Annotated in this window: 21 protein-coding genes and 1 tRNA gene; 12 read left to right on the top strand and 10 right to left on the bottom strand. The window is 39.6% G+C overall.

Translation table 11 applies throughout. The features are described from left to right. Nucleotides 1-36 precede the first annotated feature (36 nt). Both QXI54_04010 and QXI54_04005 read left to right on the top strand, forming a co-directional pair. A complete protein-coding gene (locus tag QXI54_04010; GenBank protein ID MEM0302319.1) occupies nt 37-972 on the top strand; it encodes a ribose 1,5-bisphosphate isomerase in 936 nt (311 codons plus the stop codon). 50 nt (nt 973-1,022) lie between these two features. Next, nucleotides 1,023-1,337 (top strand): hypothetical protein, encoded by a 315-nt coding sequence (locus tag QXI54_04005; GenBank protein ID MEM0302318.1) that lies wholly within the window; start codon nt 1,023-1,025, stop codon nt 1,335-1,337. On the opposite strand, the gene QXI54_04000 is transcribed toward QXI54_04005, so the two are convergent. The 4 genes from QXI54_04000 to QXI54_03985 all read right to left on the bottom strand — a co-directional run bounded on the left by QXI54_04000 (nt 1,338) and on the right by QXI54_03985 (nt 5,521). Beyond that, nucleotides 1,338-1,553, bottom strand: a complete 216-nt coding sequence (locus tag QXI54_04000) for a TRAM domain-containing protein (GenBank protein ID MEM0302317.1) — start codon at nt 1,551-1,553, stop codon at nt 1,338-1,340. 55 nt (nt 1,554-1,608) lie between these two features. Beyond that, complete coding sequence (locus QXI54_03995; protein ID MEM0302316.1) at nt 1,609-2,838, bottom strand: ORC1-type DNA replication protein; 1,230 nt, start codon at nt 2,836-2,838, stop codon at nt 1,609-1,611. A 110-nt stretch (nt 2,839-2,948) separates the two neighbouring features. Next, a complete protein-coding gene (locus QXI54_03990) occupies nt 2,949-4,529 on the bottom strand; it encodes a radical SAM protein (protein ID MEM0302315.1) in 1,581 nt (526 codons plus the stop codon). Next, entirely contained in the window at nt 4,526-5,521 is a 996-nt protein-coding gene (locus tag QXI54_03985; GenBank protein MEM0302314.1) for an NDP-sugar synthase, read from the bottom strand. Before QXI54_03985 ends, QXI54_03990 begins: the two co-directional genes overlap by 4 nt. 249 nt (nt 5,522-5,770) lie before the next feature. Between QXI54_03985 and QXI54_03980 the strand changes: the two genes are divergently transcribed. The 4 genes from QXI54_03980 to QXI54_03965 all read left to right on the top strand — a co-directional run bounded on the left by QXI54_03980 (nt 5,771) and on the right by QXI54_03965 (nt 10,025). Continuing rightward, nucleotides 5,771-7,246 carry a hypothetical protein gene (locus QXI54_03980; protein ID MEM0302313.1) on the top strand — a complete coding sequence of 492 codons (1,476 nt, stop codon included), beginning with the start codon at nt 5,771-5,773 and terminating at the stop codon, nt 7,244-7,246. 29 nt (nt 7,247-7,275) lie between these two features. Continuing rightward, nucleotides 7,276-7,458 carry a 4Fe-4S binding protein gene (locus QXI54_03975; protein MEM0302312.1) on the top strand — a complete coding sequence of 61 codons (183 nt, stop codon included), beginning with the start codon at nt 7,276-7,278 and terminating at the stop codon, nt 7,456-7,458. A gap of 1 nt (nt 7,459) precedes the next feature. Then, nucleotides 7,460-8,626 (top strand): NAD(P)/FAD-dependent oxidoreductase, encoded by a 1,167-nt coding sequence (locus QXI54_03970; GenBank protein MEM0302311.1) that lies wholly within the window; start codon nt 7,460-7,462, stop codon nt 8,624-8,626. 70 nt (nt 8,627-8,696) lie between these two features. Then, a complete protein-coding gene (locus tag QXI54_03965; protein MEM0302310.1) occupies nt 8,697-10,025 on the top strand; it encodes a PAS domain S-box protein in 1,329 nt (442 codons plus the stop codon). Here QXI54_03965 and QXI54_03960 read toward each other — a convergent pair. After that, nucleotides 10,014-10,397, bottom strand: a complete 384-nt coding sequence (locus QXI54_03960; protein MEM0302309.1) for a helix-turn-helix domain-containing protein — start codon at nt 10,395-10,397, stop codon at nt 10,014-10,016. The genes QXI54_03965 and QXI54_03960 overlap by 12 nt on opposite strands. Before the next feature lie 76 nt (nt 10,398-10,473). On the opposite strand from QXI54_03960, the gene mptA reads away from it, so the two are divergent. The 5 genes from mptA (at nt 10,474) to QXI54_03935 (ending at nt 14,044) form a co-directional block, all read left to right on the top strand. Further along, nucleotides 10,474-11,400 (top strand): GTP cyclohydrolase MptA, encoded by a 927-nt coding sequence (gene mptA / locus QXI54_03955; GenBank protein MEM0302308.1) that lies wholly within the window; start codon nt 10,474-10,476, stop codon nt 11,398-11,400. Further along, nucleotides 11,378-12,661: a phospholipase D-like domain-containing protein gene (locus tag QXI54_03950; protein MEM0302307.1), complete on the top strand. Its 1,284-nt coding sequence runs from the start codon at nt 11,378-11,380 to the stop codon at nt 12,659-12,661. The genes mptA and QXI54_03950 overlap by 23 nt, the downstream gene beginning before the upstream one ends. Before the next feature lie 79 nt (nt 12,662-12,740). Beyond that, the gene (locus QXI54_03945; protein MEM0302306.1) at nt 12,741-13,376 is read left to right on the top strand and encodes an Era-like GTP-binding protein; all 636 of its coding nucleotides are present in this window, start codon (nt 12,741-12,743) and stop codon (nt 13,374-13,376) included. Between the two features lie 4 nt (nt 13,377-13,380). After that, the gene (locus tag QXI54_03940; GenBank protein MEM0302305.1) at nt 13,381-13,722 is read left to right on the top strand and encodes a DUF2073 domain-containing protein; all 342 of its coding nucleotides are present in this window, start codon (nt 13,381-13,383) and stop codon (nt 13,720-13,722) included. 1 nt (nt 13,723) lies between these two features. After that, nucleotides 13,724-14,044, top strand: coding sequence for a Zn-ribbon domain-containing protein (locus QXI54_03935; GenBank protein MEM0302304.1), 321 nt, complete (start codon nt 13,724-13,726; stop codon nt 14,042-14,044). Here the strand turns inward: QXI54_03935 and QXI54_03930 are convergent. After that, nucleotides 14,034-15,047, bottom strand: coding sequence for a TIGR04084 family radical SAM/SPASM domain-containing protein (locus QXI54_03930; GenBank protein MEM0302303.1), 1,014 nt, complete (start codon nt 15,045-15,047; stop codon nt 14,034-14,036). The two genes, QXI54_03935 and QXI54_03930, sit on opposite strands and share 11 nt — an antisense overlap. A gap of 40 nt (nt 15,048-15,087) precedes the next feature. Here QXI54_03930 and QXI54_03925 point away from each other — a divergent pair. Beyond that, a tRNA-Leu gene (locus QXI54_03925) sits at nt 15,088-15,170 on the top strand. A 227-nt stretch (nt 15,171-15,397) separates the two neighbouring features. Here the strand turns inward: QXI54_03925 and QXI54_03920 are convergent. From QXI54_03920 to QXI54_03905, 4 genes are all read right to left on the bottom strand, one after another. Next, entirely contained in the window at nt 15,398-15,529 is a 132-nt protein-coding gene (locus QXI54_03920) for a hypothetical protein (GenBank protein MEM0302302.1), read from the bottom strand. 95 nt (nt 15,530-15,624) lie between these two features. Beyond that, nucleotides 15,625-16,392: an SRPBCC family protein gene (locus QXI54_03915; GenBank protein MEM0302301.1), complete on the bottom strand. Its 768-nt coding sequence runs from the start codon at nt 16,390-16,392 to the stop codon at nt 15,625-15,627. Between the two features lie 48 nt (nt 16,393-16,440). Beyond that, on the bottom strand, nt 16,441-17,991 hold the full coding sequence (locus QXI54_03910) for an AMP-binding protein (GenBank protein ID MEM0302300.1): 1,551 nt from the start codon (nt 17,989-17,991) through the stop codon (nt 16,441-16,443). Continuing rightward, on the bottom strand, nt 17,984-19,192 hold the full coding sequence (locus QXI54_03905) for an acyl-CoA dehydrogenase family protein (protein ID MEM0302299.1): 1,209 nt from the start codon (nt 19,190-19,192) through the stop codon (nt 17,984-17,986). Before QXI54_03905 ends, QXI54_03910 begins: the two co-directional genes overlap by 8 nt. Nucleotides 19,193-19,195: the final 3 nt, after the last annotated feature.

Here is a 19,195-nt window from a genome sequence, read left to right as displayed (position 1 = left end):
CCAAAGATATTTAAAGAGTTTTACAGAGACCAAAACATGGATCCATGGATGGCAGCACAAAAAATAAAGTCCATGGAAGTTCGGGGCGCTTCAAGAATTGCCAAGTTCGCCGCAGAGATTATGAGAGACTACGCTCTGGGTGTTAAGGAGAACTTCGATGACGAAATGCTAAGAGCATCAAAAATACTTCTAAACACTCGACCAACTGCAATTAGCCTTTTCAATGCAATTAACTACATTATGCAATACAGCGGTGAAAGTATTGAAGAAAAAAGAGCGGATCTTGTCAGGAGAGCAGAAGAGTTCATCAGCTGGGTTGAAAATGCTCAAAAAAGAATTGCAGAAATCGGAGAAAAGAGAATTAAAGATAATTCCACGATTTTAACTCACTGCAACTCCTCCACGGCAGTTGCTGTGATAAAGAAAGCTCATGAGGTTGGGAAAAGAATAGAGGTCTTTGCAACTGAATCAAGGCCGCGATGGCAGGGGCATATAACCGCAAAACAACTAAGAGAAGCGGGAATAGATGTCACATTGATAGTTGACTCTGCGGTTAGATACTTTATAAATGAGGTGGATTGCGTAATAGTTGGGGCGGACACAATAACCGCAAATGGTGCCCTTGTAAATAAAATTGGAACTTCTCAGATTGCACTGTGCGCTAAAGAAGCGAGAGTGCCATTCATCGTCGCTGCAGAAACATACAAATTCAGTCCTAAAACTTTATTGGGGGATCTTGTTTTGATTGAGGAGAGACCTGCAGAAGAAGTCGCTCCGAAAGAACTACTCGATTTGGGAATTAAGGTAAGGAATCCTGCTTTCGACGTTACGCCGAGAGAGTTTATAGATGTCATAATAACAGAAGTTGGAGCAATTCCACCTGAAATGGCATATTTTATAATAAAGGATCGTCTTGGTTATACAAAAATAGATGTGAGTGATTTTAAGATCGATTTCGATCACTACGACTAACTCCGGCCCATCTCTAATCTCCTGAATAGCATAAGGCTTATATACCCAAAATGATGATCATAGTTATGGTGTTTAGCAAACTCATATCAGAGGCGGAGATAGTAGTTAGACATCTGGAAGTTTTAAAGGCAGTGATGGAAAAACAGCCAATAGGAATATTTAAGCTATCAGATCTGCTAAACATGCCAAAACATCGGGTTCGTTACTCTTTGAGAGTTCTGGAACAATCCGGAATAATAGTGCCTACGCAATATGGTGCAATGGTTAAAGACGAGGGATATGACAAGATTGAACAGCTCAAAACAGATATAGAAAAAATAAAAGGGCTTATAGCTCAAATTGAAGATTTAGTTAAAAAGCTTTAGTTACTCCACTATTTCTGCAAACCCATATTTTTTTAGAACCTTCGTAATTCTTATTTTTACGTTGTCGTTCATTTTAGCTCCGGGCACGAAAACTACGAAACCTTCTATCTTCGCTATTCCATCTCCTTCACTACCAACTGCCTCAATCTTAACTTCTCGAACATCTCCAACTTTTACTGGCGGTTTTCCAAATCCAAATTCCTTCAAATCTAACACCTCACTTTTAATTTTACCTACTCTTACACAGCAATATTTAAACTTTTCTACAAAATTAGATATCAAAGACACCTAATTTTAGGAGTTTTTTCGTCTCTTCTTCGAATTTTTTGAGCTCTTGTAGCCTGTAGTCCTCCTCAAGTGCCTTTTTAAGCGCTTCTATGTCCGATTCTATCTTTATCTCTCTTGTCCTTCCATATCTCCCCTTTGACACAACTATTGAGTTTATAATTCCGAGAGAATCAAGTTCTGCAAGCAGATCACTGACTCTGCGCTGAGTTAAAGCTTCGATACAGACTTTTCCACATAATTTTTTGTAAATGCAGTAAACTTCTCCCGTGGTGAATTTGTCAGAATTTTCGGCTAAAAGAGTCATGCTGTAAAGTAGTATCTTTGTGTGGAGCGGTAAGGTCCGGACAGTTTCGATCATGTAGTCTGTTTCAATCTTTTTGACTGCCTTTCTTACATGCTTTATTCTTACCTTATTGTCTTTTTCTCTTTCAGCTATTTCTGCACTCACTCTTAGAAGATCAAGCGCTTTTCTTGCATCTCCATGCTCCTGTGCTGCAATAGCGCTACACAGCTGAATCACTCCATCTTCGAGTGCACCTTCAACGAATGCAAGTTCAGCTCTCTGCTTCAGTATATCTTCAAGTTGTTCTGCATTGTAAGGCGGAAAAACGAGTTCTTCTTCGCTAAGTGAACTCAAAATTCTCGCATCTAAGAAGCTCTTAAACTTTAGATTATTCGAAATGCCAATTAATGAAACTCTTCCAGTGCTTAGGTCTGAATTTATTCTTGTAAGACTATACAAGGCTTCTTCAGCTCTTTTTACGAGTTTGTCAATCTCGTCGAGGACGATTACCATCCTTATGTCGTTGGATTCTATTGCATTCTTTACTTCTTCATACACCTGATCGGTTGGCCAACCCGTCATTGGCACATTTTTCCCAAGCCTTCTCGCGATTGTTGCGAGAACCCGATAGGCAGTATCGATTATCTCACAGTTCAGGTAAAAAACCACTATTTTTGCGTTAACCTTTTGACTGATCTCTTCAAGATTTTTTATTACAAATTTTACAGTCGCAGTTTTCCCCGTGCCAGTTTTGCCATAAATAAAGATGTTCGAGGGAATTCCTCCCTTTAAAAGAGGTGAAAGAAGCTCTACAAGCTGTTGTATCTGTTCTTCACGGTGTGGCAAGTTCTCCGGAGTGTAGCTATGCCTTAGAACATCTCTATTTTTAAATAAAGCTGTGCTGTTAAGAAGATTGTTAAATATATTCATTTGATCACCTTCTCTTTCATTGATCTCCCCGCTTATAGCTTTTTCGATTTACCATTTTTTTTATTTATGTTTTAATCATATCACTTCACAACTCTGCGATCTTGGTTTTATTATTCTACAACAAAAAACAATTTAGCTTCCTCAACTATTTTATCAATCTCTTCTAAATTTCTGAAAGGTCTTCTTTTCAAAATTTCCAAGTATTTTGCACCGATCAACGCTTTTAACTGATCTGGCCTGGCATTATTTACATTTAACGGACTCTCAACCGCTGTGACGCTTCTATAACCATAATCCACAACTCTTGCATCTAAAAAAGTTCCCTTTCTATACTCCCCAATTAGTCCTACAAGTATTGGATAAGTAGCTATTTGTCTTGCAAAGCTTATCTTTCCTTCGATTTCAACTTTAAGATCTGTAATCTTTCTGCCTTTTGGCAAAATCCTTCGGAGCATAAGGTTGTCAATCTCTTCACGAACCCTGTTTTTAAAAAAGTTAAAGTATTGCTTATGTTTAATCAGTTTTCCATATCCCTCTTTCTCCATTGGAGTCCCAGGAAAGATCTTTACCTGTCTTATGTTTATTCTTCTCAAAAGAAGCCCCTTTTTCAGAACTTCCTTTAGAAATTCAAAATTTGCTTCAAAAGTCTCTTTAGTTTCTCCTTTTAGACCTATAACAAAATTTAGGCCCGGTAACAGGAGAGGTAGTCCGTTATACCCAGGAGCTGCTCCAAATCTGTTCATGAGCTCTATTGCCTTCATAACCTCTTCAGGAGTTGCGCAGAGAGCATTCTTTTTAATGACCTTCTCATCTGCACTTTCTAAGCCAAAAGCAGCCACGTTTCCAGGGGTATGATAGGTAGCAATTGTTTTGATGATTTCTTTGGACTCTTCCGGGTATTCTGCAATCGTTTTTGGATTTACATTGTCCAAATGCAGAGTTTTTATTCTCGGACAGTTATTCCAGATAGCACTATGAAATTGCTTTAATGCATCGGGATTAGGCTTAGGAACGTCGTATTTGAAATCTGCTAAATAGGTAAAGAAATCGGTTTGCTTCCCTAAGCGGAAATATCGAACTCCGGCATCGTATAATGCTTTTATCTCCGAAACAACAGCTCTTGGATCTCTCATCCGGAACTTTTGAAATCTCTCTATGCAAAACGAACACTTAGCCCAATAACAACCTCTGTATGTCTCAATCTCACATATAATACTTGGAAATTCCGGATGCTGTCTCACAACATCTGCACCGGCTATTAAAAATTTATCGAACTCGGGTTTCAAACCAAAAAGTTCGCAAATTCGCTCTTCAAAGGGGAATTCAATGACTTCAATCGAAGCATCCTCAAGCTTTGTAATGTCCGGCCTTGATAATTCAAGGTAAATTGGTCCTAAAAGAATATTTCTTTTAGCCAAGTTCAGTGAAAAGATTTCATTTTTGCTTAGGGGCTTTCCGCCAAGATATTTTCCGGGCACAGCAATTCCTGCGATTATTAGCAGTAAATCGAAGTTTTTTATTTCATCTTTTAGTTTATAGTCCTCTCTGAAGCTGTCAATTGTCGTGTAAATTGCAGAAATTCCAGCGTGCTTTAGCAGACCGTATAAGAACCTTGGATATGGCGAAACGAAAGGTGGAACCCCCAAGCAAGAAGGTTCGTCAACGTAGCCATCCAGAATTAAGGCTTTCATCCTCCTTGGATCTTTGCATTACCGCCAATGATTGAGCCAACGAGCTGTATATTTCGAATTTCGCATTTATCATCCACAATGCTTCTCCAAAGTTTAACTCTCGAGAGAGTGGTGTTTTCAAACACTATGCTTTCGCTCACATCTGAAGACTCTATTCTGCAATTTTCCCCTATGAAAGTGTATGGGCCAATTATGCTCCTTCCTGTGATCTTAGCACCTTTCCCAATTACAACAGGCTCGATAACCTTTACGGATTTATCGATTTCCGCAGATCTGTCAACGTAGTGATCTGTATATGTTTTGAAAGCTTCGAGATACGAATCCGGATTGCCAACATCATACCAGCTTCCATTAAAAGAATAACCGTAAACGTTCTCTTTTGTGCATAAATAACTTATGAAATCTCCAAGATTGTCGCTTCTCTTGGTATTTCTAACGTATTCGAGTAGAATTTCAACACTGCTTCTTGGAAGTAGATACAGACCTATGCCGATAAGTGTTGAAGGTGGTTTTTCTGGTTTCTCGTAAAATTTTACAACTCTATCTCCTTCCATTTCTGCAACTCCATATCTTTTAGCAAGTTCAAAATCACCAACATCGTATAAGGCTATCATGGGCTTTCTTATAGATTCAAATTTTTTATAAAAATCTTTTATTGAAAATGTAAAAACATTATCACCAGCAACGACAAGCAGGTCTTCTTTTATCTCTTTCGCAATCTCAGCTAGTGCCCTAACAGCACCGAGCTTTTCTTCTTCATTTCTCGTATTTTCGGCAATGATTTCAACTTTTTTACCTTTACACCAACTTCTGAATTCTTCTTCAAATCTCTTGTTGGTTGAAAGAATGATCGGGATATCGAAATCGATTAGCTTCTCATATACAAAATCTATGATTTTTTTGCTTCCCAAAGGTAGCAGAGGCTTCGCTCTTGTTTTGGTGATTGGCCAGAGTCGTGTAGCATACCCACCAGCCATAATAACCGCTTTCATCACTAAAATTCACGAGTTAAAAAATAAAAATCTATCGGATTTTGACGTTTAGCTTATTGGATTTTACAAAAAAATTTTAGTGTCTTGGCTATGTGTAGCATAAAACTTAAATTCCCTTTTTTTTCAGTGAACACATGTTCGATGCGTGGACGTGTTTCCTATTGGTTGTCTTGTTAAGCATCGTAGTCACAGCACTAAGCTTGGCTTTGAGCAAGCCGGAGGGATAAAATGTTGCCTCAACCGAGTAGTATGGATTTTACCTCTTCTACAGTTTTTCTTGTGCTTTTGCTTGGTGTTAGCGTTGCAGTAGGTTTCATGTCTAAAAAGAAGAGCGAAACTTTCAATACATGGCTTGCGGGAAGCAGAAACTTCGGTCCAGTCGTTACTGGGCTTGCATTGACCGCAACATGGCTGAGTGGTTGGGCTTGCTTGGGACTTATGGGCATCGTTTACACTTTTGGATGGTCCGGAATGTGGTTGGCGGGTGTCTGGACTCTTGTTGGCATAATTCCTACTGTTGCAGTCTTCGGACCAAAGCTAAGAAACAGATTCGAACAGATGAAGGCAACAACAGTTCCACAGCTTGTTGGAGCAATTTACAATAGCAAAGGCGTTGCCGCTTTAGCGTGCGTAATCTACGTTGTTCTAATGGTCGTTTATTCTGTGGGGCAATACAAGGCAGCTGCAACCGCTTGGCACATTGTCACTGGCACGCCATGGGAGCTATCGATATTCGTTTCTGCAATTGTGATGGCAGTCTACATGGCTGTTGGCGGTTACACTGGAACTCAGTGGGCACTTGCAATTCAGGGGCTTTTTATAGCATTTGCTTGCACTCTACTCAGCTTATTGGCTCTTGCAACGCTTGGGGGTGTAGAAGGTTTGAACTTGGCTTTGGCTCAGCAAGATCCAAAGCTTGTAGAACCTTTAAGGGCAGATTTGAGTGCGAAACCGAATCTGCAATTTGCTGCGGATCTTATTGGGCTTACCGCAACTCTTGGGCTATTCGTTACAATGGCAGTTGGATTCCCGCATAACGTTGCACGCTTCATAGGATTAAGGAAGATCACAAAGAGAGATCTAACGATTATGACTCTTGTTGTGTTCATAACCGCTTCGACCCCATGGTTTAATCTGCTTACCGGTTTATCAGCGAGGGCAATGTTTGGGGCGGAGCTTTTCAACATCGCCGCTGCGAAGCAGGATGCTGCGGGACCAATGGTAGCATTGTCTCTTGGAGCCCCAATATCTGGATTCTACGTTGCAGCAGTATTTGCTGCAGCAATCTCAACGCTCGCAGGAATGGTTCTTGTAATGTCTGGTAGTCTTACAAGAGATCTAATTCAGCTTTTAAAACCAAATCTTAGCGATAAGGCTCTCTTAAACACTGCAAGAATTCTAACGATATTCTTCAGCTTAATTCCAATCACCTGGGTAATTCTACGCCCACCAGATCTTCTGGCTTATCTGATGGCTGGTGCTGCAGTCGGACTTGGCTGTATATTCTTCTACACTCTCGCTGTCTCGCTGTTCTGGAAAGGAGCTCATAAGCTTGGCGCAATAGCCTGCATGCTTTACGGATTTGCAATGACTGCTTTGGGAGGCTATTACGTTTACACAGTTGCTCAATGGGGCTGGGGTAACTGGTGGTGGGCAACTTTCGTAGGCTGTGGGCTTTGCTATTTTGTATTCAGCAAGATCGGCAGGCTTAGGAGCAAAGGGTAAAAATCATATTCAAAACCCATACTTTTTTTATGCCAAAAAGAGCAGTAGTAGATCGTAGAAAATGCGCTTATTGTGGAGCATGCGTTGCGGTATGCAATCTGAATGCGAATGAGCTTATTGAAACTTATCTCGAGATCAATGAAAACTGCAATGGCTGTGGAATCTGCGTTAAAACCTGTCCAATGGGTGCTTTAAGCTTAGCGGAGGTGTAGCATGTTCGACGTCGTAGTTGTTGGCGCAGGACCTGCGGGAAGCATGGCTGCAAAGACAGCAGCAGAGAAGGGGCTTAATGTGCTCCTGATTGAGAAAAGGCAGGAGATAGGCACTCCAGTGAGATGTGCAGAGGGAATAAGCAAAGAATCGCTGAAGCGTTTCGTTGAAATCGACAAGAAGTGGATTGCAGCTGAAGTAATTGGAGCGAAGATCTACACTCCTGACGGCACAGAAGTTGTAATGGCTGAAGAAATGGCGGGAAATGAAGTTGGTTTCGTTCTCGAGAGAAAGATCTTTGATAGGCATCTTGCAAGACTTGCTGCAAAGGCCGGGGCGGAAGTCGTTGTGAAGACAACTGCATTAGGATTTGAAAGAACACAGAATGGCTTAAGGGTGAAACTGCGAAGACTTGGAGAGGAGTGGGAAGTCGAGACGAAACTTCTCATAGGGGCGGATGGGGTTGAGAGCAAAATTGGTAGAATGGCGGGCATTATAAAAACGCTCAAGATTAGTGAAATCGAGAGCTGTGCTCAGTATTTGATGAGCGGGCTGGATATAGACGAGAACTATACTTACTTCTATCTTGGCAACGAATTGGCTCCCGGCGGTTACGCGTGGATTTTTCCAAAAGGTGATAGATCAGCGAACGTAGGAATTGGAGTTTTACCCTCACTTGCTAAAATGGCAGCAAAGCATTACCTTGACAGGTTCATCGAGAAGGCAGGAATAAAAGGTAAGATTGTTGAATTTGTCGCCGGAGCTGTGCCAGTGTATGGAGAAATCGACACTGCTGTTGCGGACAACATAATGCTCTGCGGTGATGCGGCTTATCACTCGGATCCAATTACAGGTGGAGGAATCGCAAACGCTTTGAGCGCTGGTTATCATGCTGGCTTGGTTGCTTCGGAAGCTGTTGCCAGAAAAGACTTTTCTGCAAGCTTTTTGAAACGCTATGATGAGCTATGGAAGGCTGACTTTGGCTGGAAGTTGAGAAGAAACAAAAAACTGCAGGAATTCTTCCTAAAACTCGATGATTCAACTTTGAACAGCTTGGCAAAAAGTATAGCTGGAAAGAATATCAAAGAGATGAGCGTTCAGGCCATAATCACCGAGCTTCTTAGAAATAACCCCTCTTTGCTTGGACTTTTTGGGGAGTTGTTTAGCTAAATTTTAATATTTTTTAAATTAGAAATGGAAAAATTTATTAGGCACTTTCAAATCAATATACTGATTTCGAATGAAAGTAAATTGGAAAGAGATATTGGATAAAACTCTCGCGGGAGTTTACATTTCGGACAGAGATGGTAGGATCATTTATGTGAACGATATAATAGAAAAAGCGACACTTTATTCAAAAGAAGAGCTTTATAAAATGACGATTTACCAATTGGCTTTTCCTGAAGACCGAAAAAAGGCAGAAGAATTCTCCGAAAAAGTTTTCAGTGGAGAAACGGTTTTTTACGAAATAAGATACGTTCGCAAAGATGGGGAGATTAGATGGATCTGGGGATTCGCTTATCCGATCGAGATAGATGGAAAAATTTTTGCTCTCGGAAATTGGATAGATATAACAAGGCTAAAGAAACTTGAAAATGAACTTAGAAATCGAGAAGAATTTTACAGAGTGCTTATAGAGGAAAGTCTGACTCCTGTTTATATAGTGCAAAACAGAAGGATCTTGTATGTAAATAAAGCCTTCGAGGAACTTACGGGCTATTCAAAAGAAGAACTTCTCGGAAAAGACTTTTTCATGCTACATCCTGAAGATCGTGAGTTTGTAATCCAGAGATACCTTGAAAGAGAACGTGGACTAAGAGATATCGAGACTTACAGCTTCAGAATCCTTAGCAAGGATGGCAGAGTCAAATGGGTTACAGTTAGACCTGCCAGAATAATCTACAACGGAGCTCCAGCAGTTGCTGCAACCGCTTTGGACACAACAGAAATTCACGAGCTCAATGAGGAACTTAAATTTAGAGCAGAATATCTTTCGATCTTGAACAGCATTTTAAGGCATGACATAGCGAACGCACTTACAACTATCGCGTTGGCATTTGAGATTGACGATCCCGGGCTTAAAAAGCGAGCACAGGAGAAGATCGAATATATAACAAAGCTTATAAGGGATGTTAGAAATTTGGAGTCTGCGACTGAGATTAAAAAACCGATCAACATTGCCGGAATTGTTAGAGAAATTGCAAAGTGTTATCCCATCGAAACTAAGCTCAAGGATGTTATGGTTTATGCGAATGAAGGTTTAAAGAGTGTTTTGGAGAACGTAATCAGCAATTCTTTCATCCATGGTGGAGAGAATGTAAAGGTAACAGTTGAGGTTTATAAAGACAGAGACTGGGCGGTTTGCAGAATTTCTGACGATGGTAAAGGTATTCCTGATGAGATAAAATCAAAAATATTTGAAAAAGGTTTTTCAACTGCAAACAGAACAGGAATGGGGCTTTTCATTGCAAAGTGGATTATAGAAACTTTTGGCGGTAGGATAGAAGTTAAGGACAATAAGCCTCGAGAAGCATTATTTGAGATATATCTTCGAACCTTAGCGGACTAAATTCAGGGCCTTTTCAATTTTTTCTTGCTCCATTTTCTCCAATGCTGTTATCGTGTCCTTTAGCCTTTTTTCCCAGGTTTCAAGAGATCTTATCATGATCTCCTTAAAATTCTGAAATGGCACTGGTTTGTAGAGGTATCTATATCCTCCACTTCTAAGAATTCGGTAATCTCTTTCTATTAATCCCTTTTCAAGCAATTTTTGAAGAGATTTGTAAACTGTGCTTTTATCTCTGTTTAAACTCTCAGATATCTCTTCGATTGTGGCTGGGTTTTTATTTAACAGTGTGATGTATACTTCAAAGTCGGAACAGCTTATATCAAGAGCGCATTTGAGCATACATCGAAGATGGTCCTCACATTTAAAGTCCATGTATAAACTTTCCCGAATATTTTTAAAACTTTTGCAAAAATCGAAACTTTGAAATTCTTTCAAGTTAAATGTGTTTATGCTTCCAGATATCCAGTTTTTAAAACCTCAATTTCCAATTGGGCTCAGCAGAGTCGGTGTTACAGGAATTAAAAAGCTCGTACAGATAGTTAGAAAGGAAAAAAGACCGATTATCCTCATTTCAACATTTGACGTTTTTGTAGATTTACCTTCTTATCTGAAGGGTGTGAGTTTAAGCAGGAACTTTGAAGTTGTGGATGAAGTGCTCGAGAATTTGACATCACAGCCAATTGGAAACATCGAAGAGCTTGTTATCAAAATAGGAGAGCAACTGCTTGAAAAACATGAATATGCCACAAAAGCAGAAGTTTCAATGACTTCAGAGTTAATTATGCGAAAAAATACCCCTGTTAGCAATCAAAGAACCCAAGAAATTGCAAAAATCTTTAGTGATGCCAGCATCTCCAGAAAGGGTGAAAAAGTAGTTTTTGTTGGTGCAGAAGTTACTGGAATAACTGCTTGCCCATGTGCTCAGGAACTCATAAAGGCAAAAGCTGTAGAAAGGTTATACAAACTCGGATTTGATTTAGGAAAAATAGAAGAGATATTGAGCGCAGTTCCTGTAGCTACTCACAATCAACGTGGAAGAGCAACGATAAAGGTTCAGGTAAAGGATGACTTTAGAGTTTCCATAACCAAGCTTATCGAAATTGCCAAATCTGGTATGAGTTATGAAACATTCGAAATTTTAAAGCGAGAGGATGAGCTTGATGTTGTGGAAAGAGCCCATAGAAATACGATGTTTGTAGAAGACAGTGTTCGTAAAATGGCTTTCGAACTTCTTAAAGCCTATCCAAACGCTCCGGCTGATGTGGTTGTATTTTTAAGGCAGGAAAACGAAGAAAGCATACATCAGCATAATGTCGTTGCTGAAAGGGTAGCTAAAATTGGAGAACTGAGAAATGAACTTCTTGGCAATTCTTAGCATTGCCTTACTTCTTGAGATCTGCCCGAATCCATACGGGAGTGACGGAGCAGAATATTTAAAGGTTTATTGCCCCGATGATTGTGTTTTAACCGATAATGAGACACAATTAAGTATTAAAAATGGGTTTTATACAATTACAAAGAACAAATCAGAATTTCTCAGTAGGTTTGAACCATTAGGAGAACTCATGGAATTTCCAAAAAATTTTGCACTGTCAAATGATGGTGAAAAGATCTGTATTGTTTCAAAAAACGAAAAAGACTGTTTTCACTATGGAAAAGACATCAAAATTCTCGATGAAGGTCTGATCTATTTTAGAAAAAGTGTGCTGTGGGATTTTAGATATGAAGACTGGAGCAATTTTAGCTGTCTGTCAGATCGGATTAGAGGAACGCTTATAATTACTCCCGCCGATTTTAAGGCTGAGGGTTTCAGAATTGCAAGCTACAACTTTTTCGCAAATTTTGAACCCAGAGAGCTCTTTGTGGATTCAAAAACGGGAGTCAGGTGTGGCCTTGAGGCAAAATATCTTTCTGGCCCTTATCGAAACTTTCATTACAAGTTTGGATTAAAAGATAATAGAGTTGTTATAACCACTGAAAACTGGGTTTTCTCTAAGAAAGGATACATAGTCGAGTTTAGTAGTGAATCATTTGCAAACGCTCTGAACAATTTGCTGGATTATGACAGCAGATTTTTAACCGCAAATAAAACCTGTTCAGGAAATGCAGTTAGTAAGAACTTTGGTGAGGGAAAGAAAATCGAATTTGAAGCCAATACGACTCTTTTAATTTTGCCAGACTGTAATCCCGTGTTTGACTTTGTTGAATCTTCTAAAAGGAGACTTTATATAATAGCTCCCTATATGAGTTTAGATTGGTTTAATGAGAACGGATTGCTTTCTGCAATACAAAAAGCCAAAGCTAATGGTGCCGAGGTGACAATAGTGCTCAGCGAAGAATATTCCGGTGATGAAACAAAAATTCTTCAAAGGGAGGGATTTGAAGTAAAGAAGATTCGAAATCTCCATGGTAAGGCTATAATTGCAGACGACAGAGTTTTGATAACGTCTGCGAATATGAACATGTTTGGTTTAAAGCTAAACAGAGAGATAGGGCTGATAATTGAAAGCAAAGATGTAGCAGATTTTATAATTTCTGATATAGAAAAAAGAGCGGACTTCGTCGGATCAGTAATTCCGGTGCTCATTTTCTTGCTTACAATAGTCCTGTTCTGGAAATACAGAAGTACGAGCTAAATTTTTTATACTTGTCTCAAAAACCATAAGATGGATAAAATTTAATAGCCTGAATTCACAAATAGCTTGAGGTGTGGGGATGGGTCTGCTCACAGGTTTGAGAAAAAGGTTAAGGTTTATCTACAAGCTTCTTCTCAGAAAAGATAAACTAAAGATCGGAATCTATGGCCCTCCAAATGCTGGAAAGACGACGCTTGCAAACAGAATTTTAAGAGACTGGGTTGGAGAAATTATGGGTTCTCCAAGCGAAATTCCCCATGAGACCAGGAGGGTAAAGCTTAGAGAAGGTGTAAAGATCGAAGTTGATGGTAAGAGTGTAACCATTGACGTGGTTGACACACCCGGGCTTGCAACAAAGATAGATTTTCACGATTTCCTGAAATACGGAATGAGTGAAGAGGAAGCAAAAAGAAGAGCAAAAGAAGCTACAGAAGGGGTTATTGAAGCAATAAAATGGCTTGATGATCTTGATGGTGTTTTGCTCGTTATGGATGCAACAGAAGATCCCTTTACTCAGGTAAATGTCACCATAGTGGGCAATATCGAGGCAAGAAAACTCCCATTAATAATAGTCGCAAACAAAATAGATTTGCCAAATGCCTCACCAGCAAGGATTAAGTCTGCCTTTCCTCAGCACCAGATTGTCCCGGTTTCCGCTTTAAAGGGTATAAACATCGATTCGCTATACAAGGCAATAGCTGAGAAATTCGGGTGATGGTATGGGTGTTCAGATGAATCTGATTTCCAAGGAAAGACTGAGCAAAATGGGCTCAATGGAAAAAATAAGGATGATACTTGATAACGTAAAGGAAGGAAGGATCGTAGTTCTTGAGACTGGGCTTACACCAGAAGAGGAGGCTAAGCTTATAGAGCTGACAATGTTAGAAATAGATCATGAAAATTTCGTGGGAATAGAGGTGGAAAGCTACCCCTACAGAGAAAAATCAATGTTCTCAAAAATATTCGGTAAAAAACAGGGAAGACTTACTATAATAGGTCCTGCAAACAGGCTGAAAACTTTAGAAAAGCAGGAAGATCTAATAAAGGCCCTTATAACGTGATATGCCCCACCGTTGCACCAAGTGCGGAAAACTATATGCAGACGGCAACATGCGTCTGTTAAATGGATGTGAGTGTGGAAACAACAAGTTTTTATACGTTCCAAAGGAGAAGGAAGTTGAAAAGGCTGAGGAGGTAGCTCAAGAACTTAAGAAAGAGTTTTTAAGGTTTGGAATTGAAAGCGTCAGAATAATCGCCCCCGGACAGTATGAAATAAATCTTGAAAAGCTACTGGAGAGAGAGGAGATAATAATAGCACTCGAAGAGGACGGAAGATACATAATTCACTTACCTTCGCTACTCAAAAAGAAGTCTAAGGAATGATTTCTGTCGTATTGAGGAATTTTGGATATCTTAATTCTTCTCTGAATTTTGTAAGCTCGCTTTTGAATGCAAAAATCGAATCTACAAGATTCTTTACGGTTGAACAGACTAATTTAAAGCCCTTTTCTCCCCAGAGTCTCTCTCTGTTGAAGAACAGACAACGACCACCACAGAATCGAAAGTAATTGCAATTCGGACATGGCTCAAGAATATCAAGCTTTTTCTTTAACCCGGTGTAAATGTCCCCCAGGCAGTTCCATTCCAAGTCAGGACAGATTGGACAGGCAAGAATTCTACCATCTGTCGAAATCGCAAAGGATTCAAAGCCAGAGGCGCATGGAGGGTAATTGCATCCATCAAAGATTGCAGTAGCAACGCCCATGAACGGAACTATTCTATGAAGTCTTCCAGCGAGCAATTCGCCAATCCAGAACTTTACAAGTCTTCTTACTCCTTTATTATATTTATCAACCCATTTTTCGAACTCTTTTAAAGTAAAATTACTCCAGATTGCGTCGATCTGCCAGTGAACGTGTGTGAATATATCCAGCGAGAGAACGTGCATAACATCTTCGTAGATATCAGTCTCAAGACTCGCGGTCATCCTTGCGATTAATTCTCCACCGTAATGCTTTACTTTTTCAGCATTTTCCAGAACTCTTTTGTAGCTACCCCTGTAATAGTTGTGAACGTGTTCCCTGCCATCAAAAGATACCAGGATTGTTGAAAATTTCTTTAAATATATCTCATCCAGTCTGTCAAGCAAGAGACCATTTGTTTGCAGAATGTATCTCTCTGCCGGAATCTTATCCATGATCTCTCTCATTTTCTCGAGTTCGAGCAAAGGTTCACCGCCGTAAAAGGCAATCGAAGATTTTCCAACGAATTTTTTCAGATCATCCAAGCTATACTGAATTTTTTCGGGCATCACTCCTTCTTCGAAGCCTCCACAGTATCTGCATTTTGAATTGCACTTCGGGGTTAGAATTACTATGTAAAGCATCCCGAAAGCCTAATATGTAGTGTTGCTTAAAAAACTTTGAGCGGGGGTTGCCGAGTGGTCAAAGGCGCTGGATTCAGGGTCCAGTTCCGTAGGGATTCGAGGGTTCGAATCCCTCCCCCCGCATGCGAAACAGGAACAAAAGCATACAGAGCTTGATTTTACAGCTTCTAACGATATTCTCAACAAAAATAGCTATTAGAAACGCTTTTCTTTAGTCAGTGTAAAGCTATCTATTTATGCACAAATGGAACTCAGGGTCTTAAGCTGTTAATATTCTTCTGATCTTTTCTTCTGCTCAGACAAAATGGAGTTTTTGCTCAGGGACTTTATCGATTATTTTTCAAAAGTGTCTACTCATATAGCTCAAAGAATTTTATGCTATAAATAATAGCCATTATTAGTGCCAAAATTGCAAAAATTGCTAAAAGAACTATAAAGCCCGCGGGAATCGCTCCAACAATATTGTTTGGTATAAAAATCATAAATATAATTCCTAATATAAAACCTATAAAAAACTTGCTGCGAGGACGGATACAAAAACTCTTATTTTCTTAAAGTTCATAAAAAATATTGATTGTTATGAAAGTTTGCCTTCAGCATATTTTTTCTCAAGAACTCTTTTAAGCCTTTCTAATGCTCTTTCAAGGCTCTCTTCTATCTCTTTTGACTTTATCCTGGTAGTAAGCCAACCTAAACCTGGAGGACCTAATTTAAAATTCAGGACAAAAATATACCTAAAACCATCCTGAGTAGGATTAAAAATTCCCTCGTGAACGTATTTTCTTATTAGGCTTGTATTGAATTTAGAAACGTCCACATACTTTTTGGGTGGATCCCAATGTGTAACCTTTGTTGTAAACTCATATCTCCTTTTTCCTACTTCTGCAACGTATTTCATCACGGAACTCGGTCCAAATTCACCCTCTATTCTTTTTGCCTCTCTTATATCGGGGTGCCATTCAACCGCATTCTCTCCATTTGCTATGTATCTGAACCCTAACTCTATCGGAACTTTTATCTCAACTGCTTTCGCAATTTTTTTCTCACCAAGTAATCTTCGAATCAATGGAACCTTTTCAAGTTCTTTTATATTCCATACTACGCTTGTTTTCAGTATCTCTCGTATCTTCTCTCTAATCAAATTGTCGGAGACCTTGAAAACTGCTGCTATGAACGCTGTGGCACATATAAGAAGACCTAAAAGACCTACAAGAATTGCCAGAAATCCCAGACCCGAGAAGAAGAAGAGAACCCCCGCAAGGACGAACAGCAGTCCTATAATAAGCCATATAAGCCCAAATATAAAAGTTTTTATGGCCAATCTGTATGCTCTTATCCAGTTCATAGTCTATCAGAATTTATTCATGTATTTATTCTTTGCGATTCACTAATACTATTGTAACTTTTTCAGCTCTTCTTCGAGTAATAATCTTTTAAGTATTTTCTGAACGTAGTTCGTTGGTAAATTTTCTCGAATTTCAATTTCTCTTGGAACCGCATACTTTGGAAGCTCTTTTGAACAAAAGTCTATAAGTTCTTCAGGATTTATTCTTGCTCCTTTTTTAAGCTTTACAAAGGCTTTTACAATTTCCGATCCATTTTTCTTTGGAACACCAATAACTGCGCACATTTCAACATCCGGATGTCTGAGCAACACCTCTTCAACAACTCTCGGATAAACTTTATAACCCGAAACATTTATCATTTCCTTTGCTCTGCCCACGATGTAAAAGAATCCGTCCCCATCCATGTATGCTAAATCTCCTGTAGGTAACCAGTCATCTTTTAGTGGACTTTCTGCCTCCCAATAGCCTTTCATAACCTGTGGACCACGGATATAAAGTTCCCCAATTTCTCCAATTTTCGCAGTGGTGCCATCGTCTTTCACTATCTTAGCTTCAGTGCCAACCACAGGAACACCTATCGAACCTATCTTTGGATCCACGTCTTTGCCAAGAAACTTGGCAATTGCGAAAATATTTACATGAGTCACGGGTGAAGTTTCTGTAAGCCCGTATCCCTCTATTATGGGAATTGGATTTTTAAGCATGTGTCTCTCAGCAACTGCTTTTGGCAATGGCGCCGAGCCTGAGATTGCCAATGTAAAATCAACTTCTTTGGATAAAAGTTTCATATATTGCTTTGGGACGCCCACGGTAATGAGTGGCTTGTATTTATTGATCTTTTCTGCTATTTCGTCGTAGTTTGATGGATCGGGTATCATTATGATATTCATAGCCCATAAAATACCGGAATGAAGTGCCCAGTGGCCATAAGAATGAGAAATGGGTAATGCTAACAGTATGGATGATCCTTTGAAAGCTTCTGCTGCTCCTCCAAGAATCCAAGGTAAAACCTGATAAACATTGGTTGTGATGTTGTAGTGAGTTAGCATTACAGCTTTAGGCACGCCAGTTACACCACCGGTGAACATTATAACGGCAATATCTTCTTTGGGGTTTATTTCAACTTTTGGAGCTTTTGGTTCATGATCTCTAATCGTGCCCCAGAATTCATCTCTTTTTTCATGTTCAACCAAAATATGTGGAACTTTTTCGTTTAAAATTTCAGTGGACACAACAATTTTTGGTTTCACCTTTTCGATGCATCTATTTATTTCTGCTTTTCCCTGAAGAGGATTTGTTATTGCGCAAACCCCTCCCGCTTTTAACACAGCCAGTTCTGAGATTAAGAACTCCGGGCAATTAGGAAGAGCAATGAGAATTCTATCTCCTTTTTTAATTATAGTTGAAAAATAATTGCTTAATTTATTCAAAAAATCAAGAATTTCGGAATAGGTATAGTTATCTTTTTGAAAAGAACAGGCAGTATTTTCTGGAAGCTCTTTTGCAGAATCCTCGAAAAACTTAAAAAGAGGAATTTCAGGGAAATCAAGGCTTTCTCTTAGACCCAGCACGCTGTAACTCTTTAACCATTCATACATAAGCAGAGAAACCCTTTCCCAGCAGTTCTCTTCCGACTATCAGCTTTTGCACTTCTGTAGTCCCGTCAGGTATAGTCATCATTCTCGCATCTCTGAAGTATCTCTCAACAGGGTATTCATCACTTAAGCCAAGGCCACCATGAATCTGAATTGCATTGTAAGCGACCTTAACTGAACCCTCACATGCATAGGCTTTTGCAAGCGATGACATCAATCTCGCCTGTGGGTCTCCCTTTGTAACCAAGTATAGCGCCTTATACGATAGAAGTCTTGAGGATTCAGTTATGGCACTCATCTTGAACAGCATATCCTGGATTAACTGAAATCTACCTATGGGTCTCCCAAATTGTTTTCTTTGTTTTGCATAGCTGATGGATGCATCTAAACAAGCTTGAGAGATTCCTGTGGCCATTAAGGCCATTCCAGCACGCATCATGCAGAAAATTGCATTTAAAGGAGACATATAACCAAAAAGCTTTGCAATGCCTTCATGAATTGGAATTTTCGCCTCGCCAGCAAGAGATTTTGCAATCATATTCGTCAATGCGTTCTCCTTTGGAACCCTGCAATTTTTAAGATAAATCTCACCGGTTGGAGCACAACGCCATCCGAGTTTGTGCAATTCGCTGGCCTCAAATGGCGAGTTGATTCTATCTACTAAAAACATTTCTTGAGTCCCGGTATCCTTTACAGTAGCTGCAACCAAAGCAACGTCTGCAATCGGGGCGTTGCTAATCCAAGTCTTGGTTCCATTTAAAACATATTCATCTCCATCAAGGACAGCTGTTGTTTTTAGAGTTGATGTATCACTTCCAGCTTCTGGTTCTGTAACCGCAAGACATCCTATAACTTGATTCTTTTCAAGCTTCTTCCCAAGCGCATCTTTGGTCTCATCAGAAGCCAGATTCACGAAAACTACCGGAAAAGACATCCCAATTACGACGTTAAGACTCGCCCACACTCTGCTTATTTCTTCACTTGCAATCCCGTAGTAAAATGGGTCTTCAAAGTAGACAGAGATACTTTCAGGATCATAGCCTATTCCGATCTTTTTAAATTTAGCATACAGCTCTAAAGCCTCTTCTTTTGTCAAACCTCCTCTTCTTTCCTTTTCGTCAACTATCGGTGCAATTTCCTTCTCCAAAAACTCTCTAAGGGAGCTTTTGAATATTCTGTGCTCCTGCGAAAAATCGAAATCCATTAA

It is taken from the genome of Archaeoglobaceae archaeon (genome assembly GCA_038734275.1).
Classification (GTDB): domain Archaea; phylum Halobacteriota; class Archaeoglobi; order Archaeoglobales; family Archaeoglobaceae; genus WYZ-LMO2.
The sequence above is the reverse complement of the archived record's forward strand: the minus strand, read 5'-3'. Positions and strand labels throughout refer to the sequence as shown.

Excerpts from the sequence above, each read along its gene's own strand:
- QXI54_03920 (MEM0302302.1), bottom strand. The coding sequence starts at position 15,529 with ATGATTTTTATACCAAACAATATTGTTGGAGCGATTCCCGCGGGCTTT.
- QXI54_04010 (MEM0302319.1), top strand. The coding sequence starts at position 37 with ATGGATCCATGGATGGCAGCACAAAAAATAAAGTCCATGGAAGTTCGG.
- QXI54_03940 (MEM0302305.1), top strand. The coding sequence starts at position 13,381 with ATGGGTGTTCAGATGAATCTGATTTCCAAGGAAAGACTGAGCAAAATG.
- QXI54_04005 (MEM0302318.1), top strand. The coding sequence starts at position 1,023 with ATGATGATCATAGTTATGGTGTTTAGCAAACTCATATCAGAGGCGGAG.
- QXI54_03905 (MEM0302299.1), bottom strand. The coding sequence starts at position 19,192 with ATGGATTTCGATTTTTCGCAGGAGCACAGAATATTCAAAAGCTCCCTT.
- QXI54_03970 (MEM0302311.1), top strand. The coding sequence starts at position 7,460 with ATGTTCGACGTCGTAGTTGTTGGCGCAGGACCTGCGGGAAGCATGGCT.
- QXI54_03960 (MEM0302309.1), bottom strand. The coding sequence starts at position 10,397 with ATGGACTTTAAATGTGAGGACCATCTTCGATGTATGCTCAAATGCGCT.
- QXI54_03990 (MEM0302315.1), bottom strand. The coding sequence starts at position 4,529 with ATGAAAGCCTTAATTCTGGATGGCTACGTTGACGAACCTTCTTGCTTG.
- QXI54_03935 (MEM0302304.1), top strand. The coding sequence starts at position 13,724 with ATGCCCCACCGTTGCACCAAGTGCGGAAAACTATATGCAGACGGCAAC.
- QXI54_03945 (MEM0302306.1), top strand. The coding sequence starts at position 12,741 with ATGGGTCTGCTCACAGGTTTGAGAAAAAGGTTAAGGTTTATCTACAAG.
- mptA (MEM0302308.1), top strand. The coding sequence starts at position 10,474 with ATGCTTCCAGATATCCAGTTTTTAAAACCTCAATTTCCAATTGGGCTC.
- QXI54_03910 (MEM0302300.1), bottom strand. The coding sequence starts at position 17,991 with ATGTATGAATGGTTAAAGAGTTACAGCGTGCTGGGTCTAAGAGAAAGC.
- QXI54_03985 (MEM0302314.1), bottom strand. The coding sequence starts at position 5,521 with ATGAAAGCGGTTATTATGGCTGGTGGGTATGCTACACGACTCTGGCCA.
- QXI54_03965 (MEM0302310.1), top strand. The coding sequence starts at position 8,697 with ATGAAAGTAAATTGGAAAGAGATATTGGATAAAACTCTCGCGGGAGTT.
- QXI54_03950 (MEM0302307.1), top strand. The coding sequence starts at position 11,378 with ATGAACTTCTTGGCAATTCTTAGCATTGCCTTACTTCTTGAGATCTGC.
- QXI54_03930 (MEM0302303.1), bottom strand. The coding sequence starts at position 15,047 with ATGCTTTACATAGTAATTCTAACCCCGAAGTGCAATTCAAAATGCAGA.
- QXI54_03980 (MEM0302313.1), top strand. The coding sequence starts at position 5,771 with ATGGATTTTACCTCTTCTACAGTTTTTCTTGTGCTTTTGCTTGGTGTT.
- QXI54_03915 (MEM0302301.1), bottom strand. The coding sequence starts at position 16,392 with ATGAACTGGATAAGAGCATACAGATTGGCCATAAAAACTTTTATATTT.
- QXI54_03975 (MEM0302312.1), top strand. The coding sequence starts at position 7,276 with ATGCCAAAAAGAGCAGTAGTAGATCGTAGAAAATGCGCTTATTGTGGA.
- QXI54_03995 (MEM0302316.1), bottom strand. The coding sequence starts at position 2,838 with ATGAATATATTTAACAATCTTCTTAACAGCACAGCTTTATTTAAAAAT.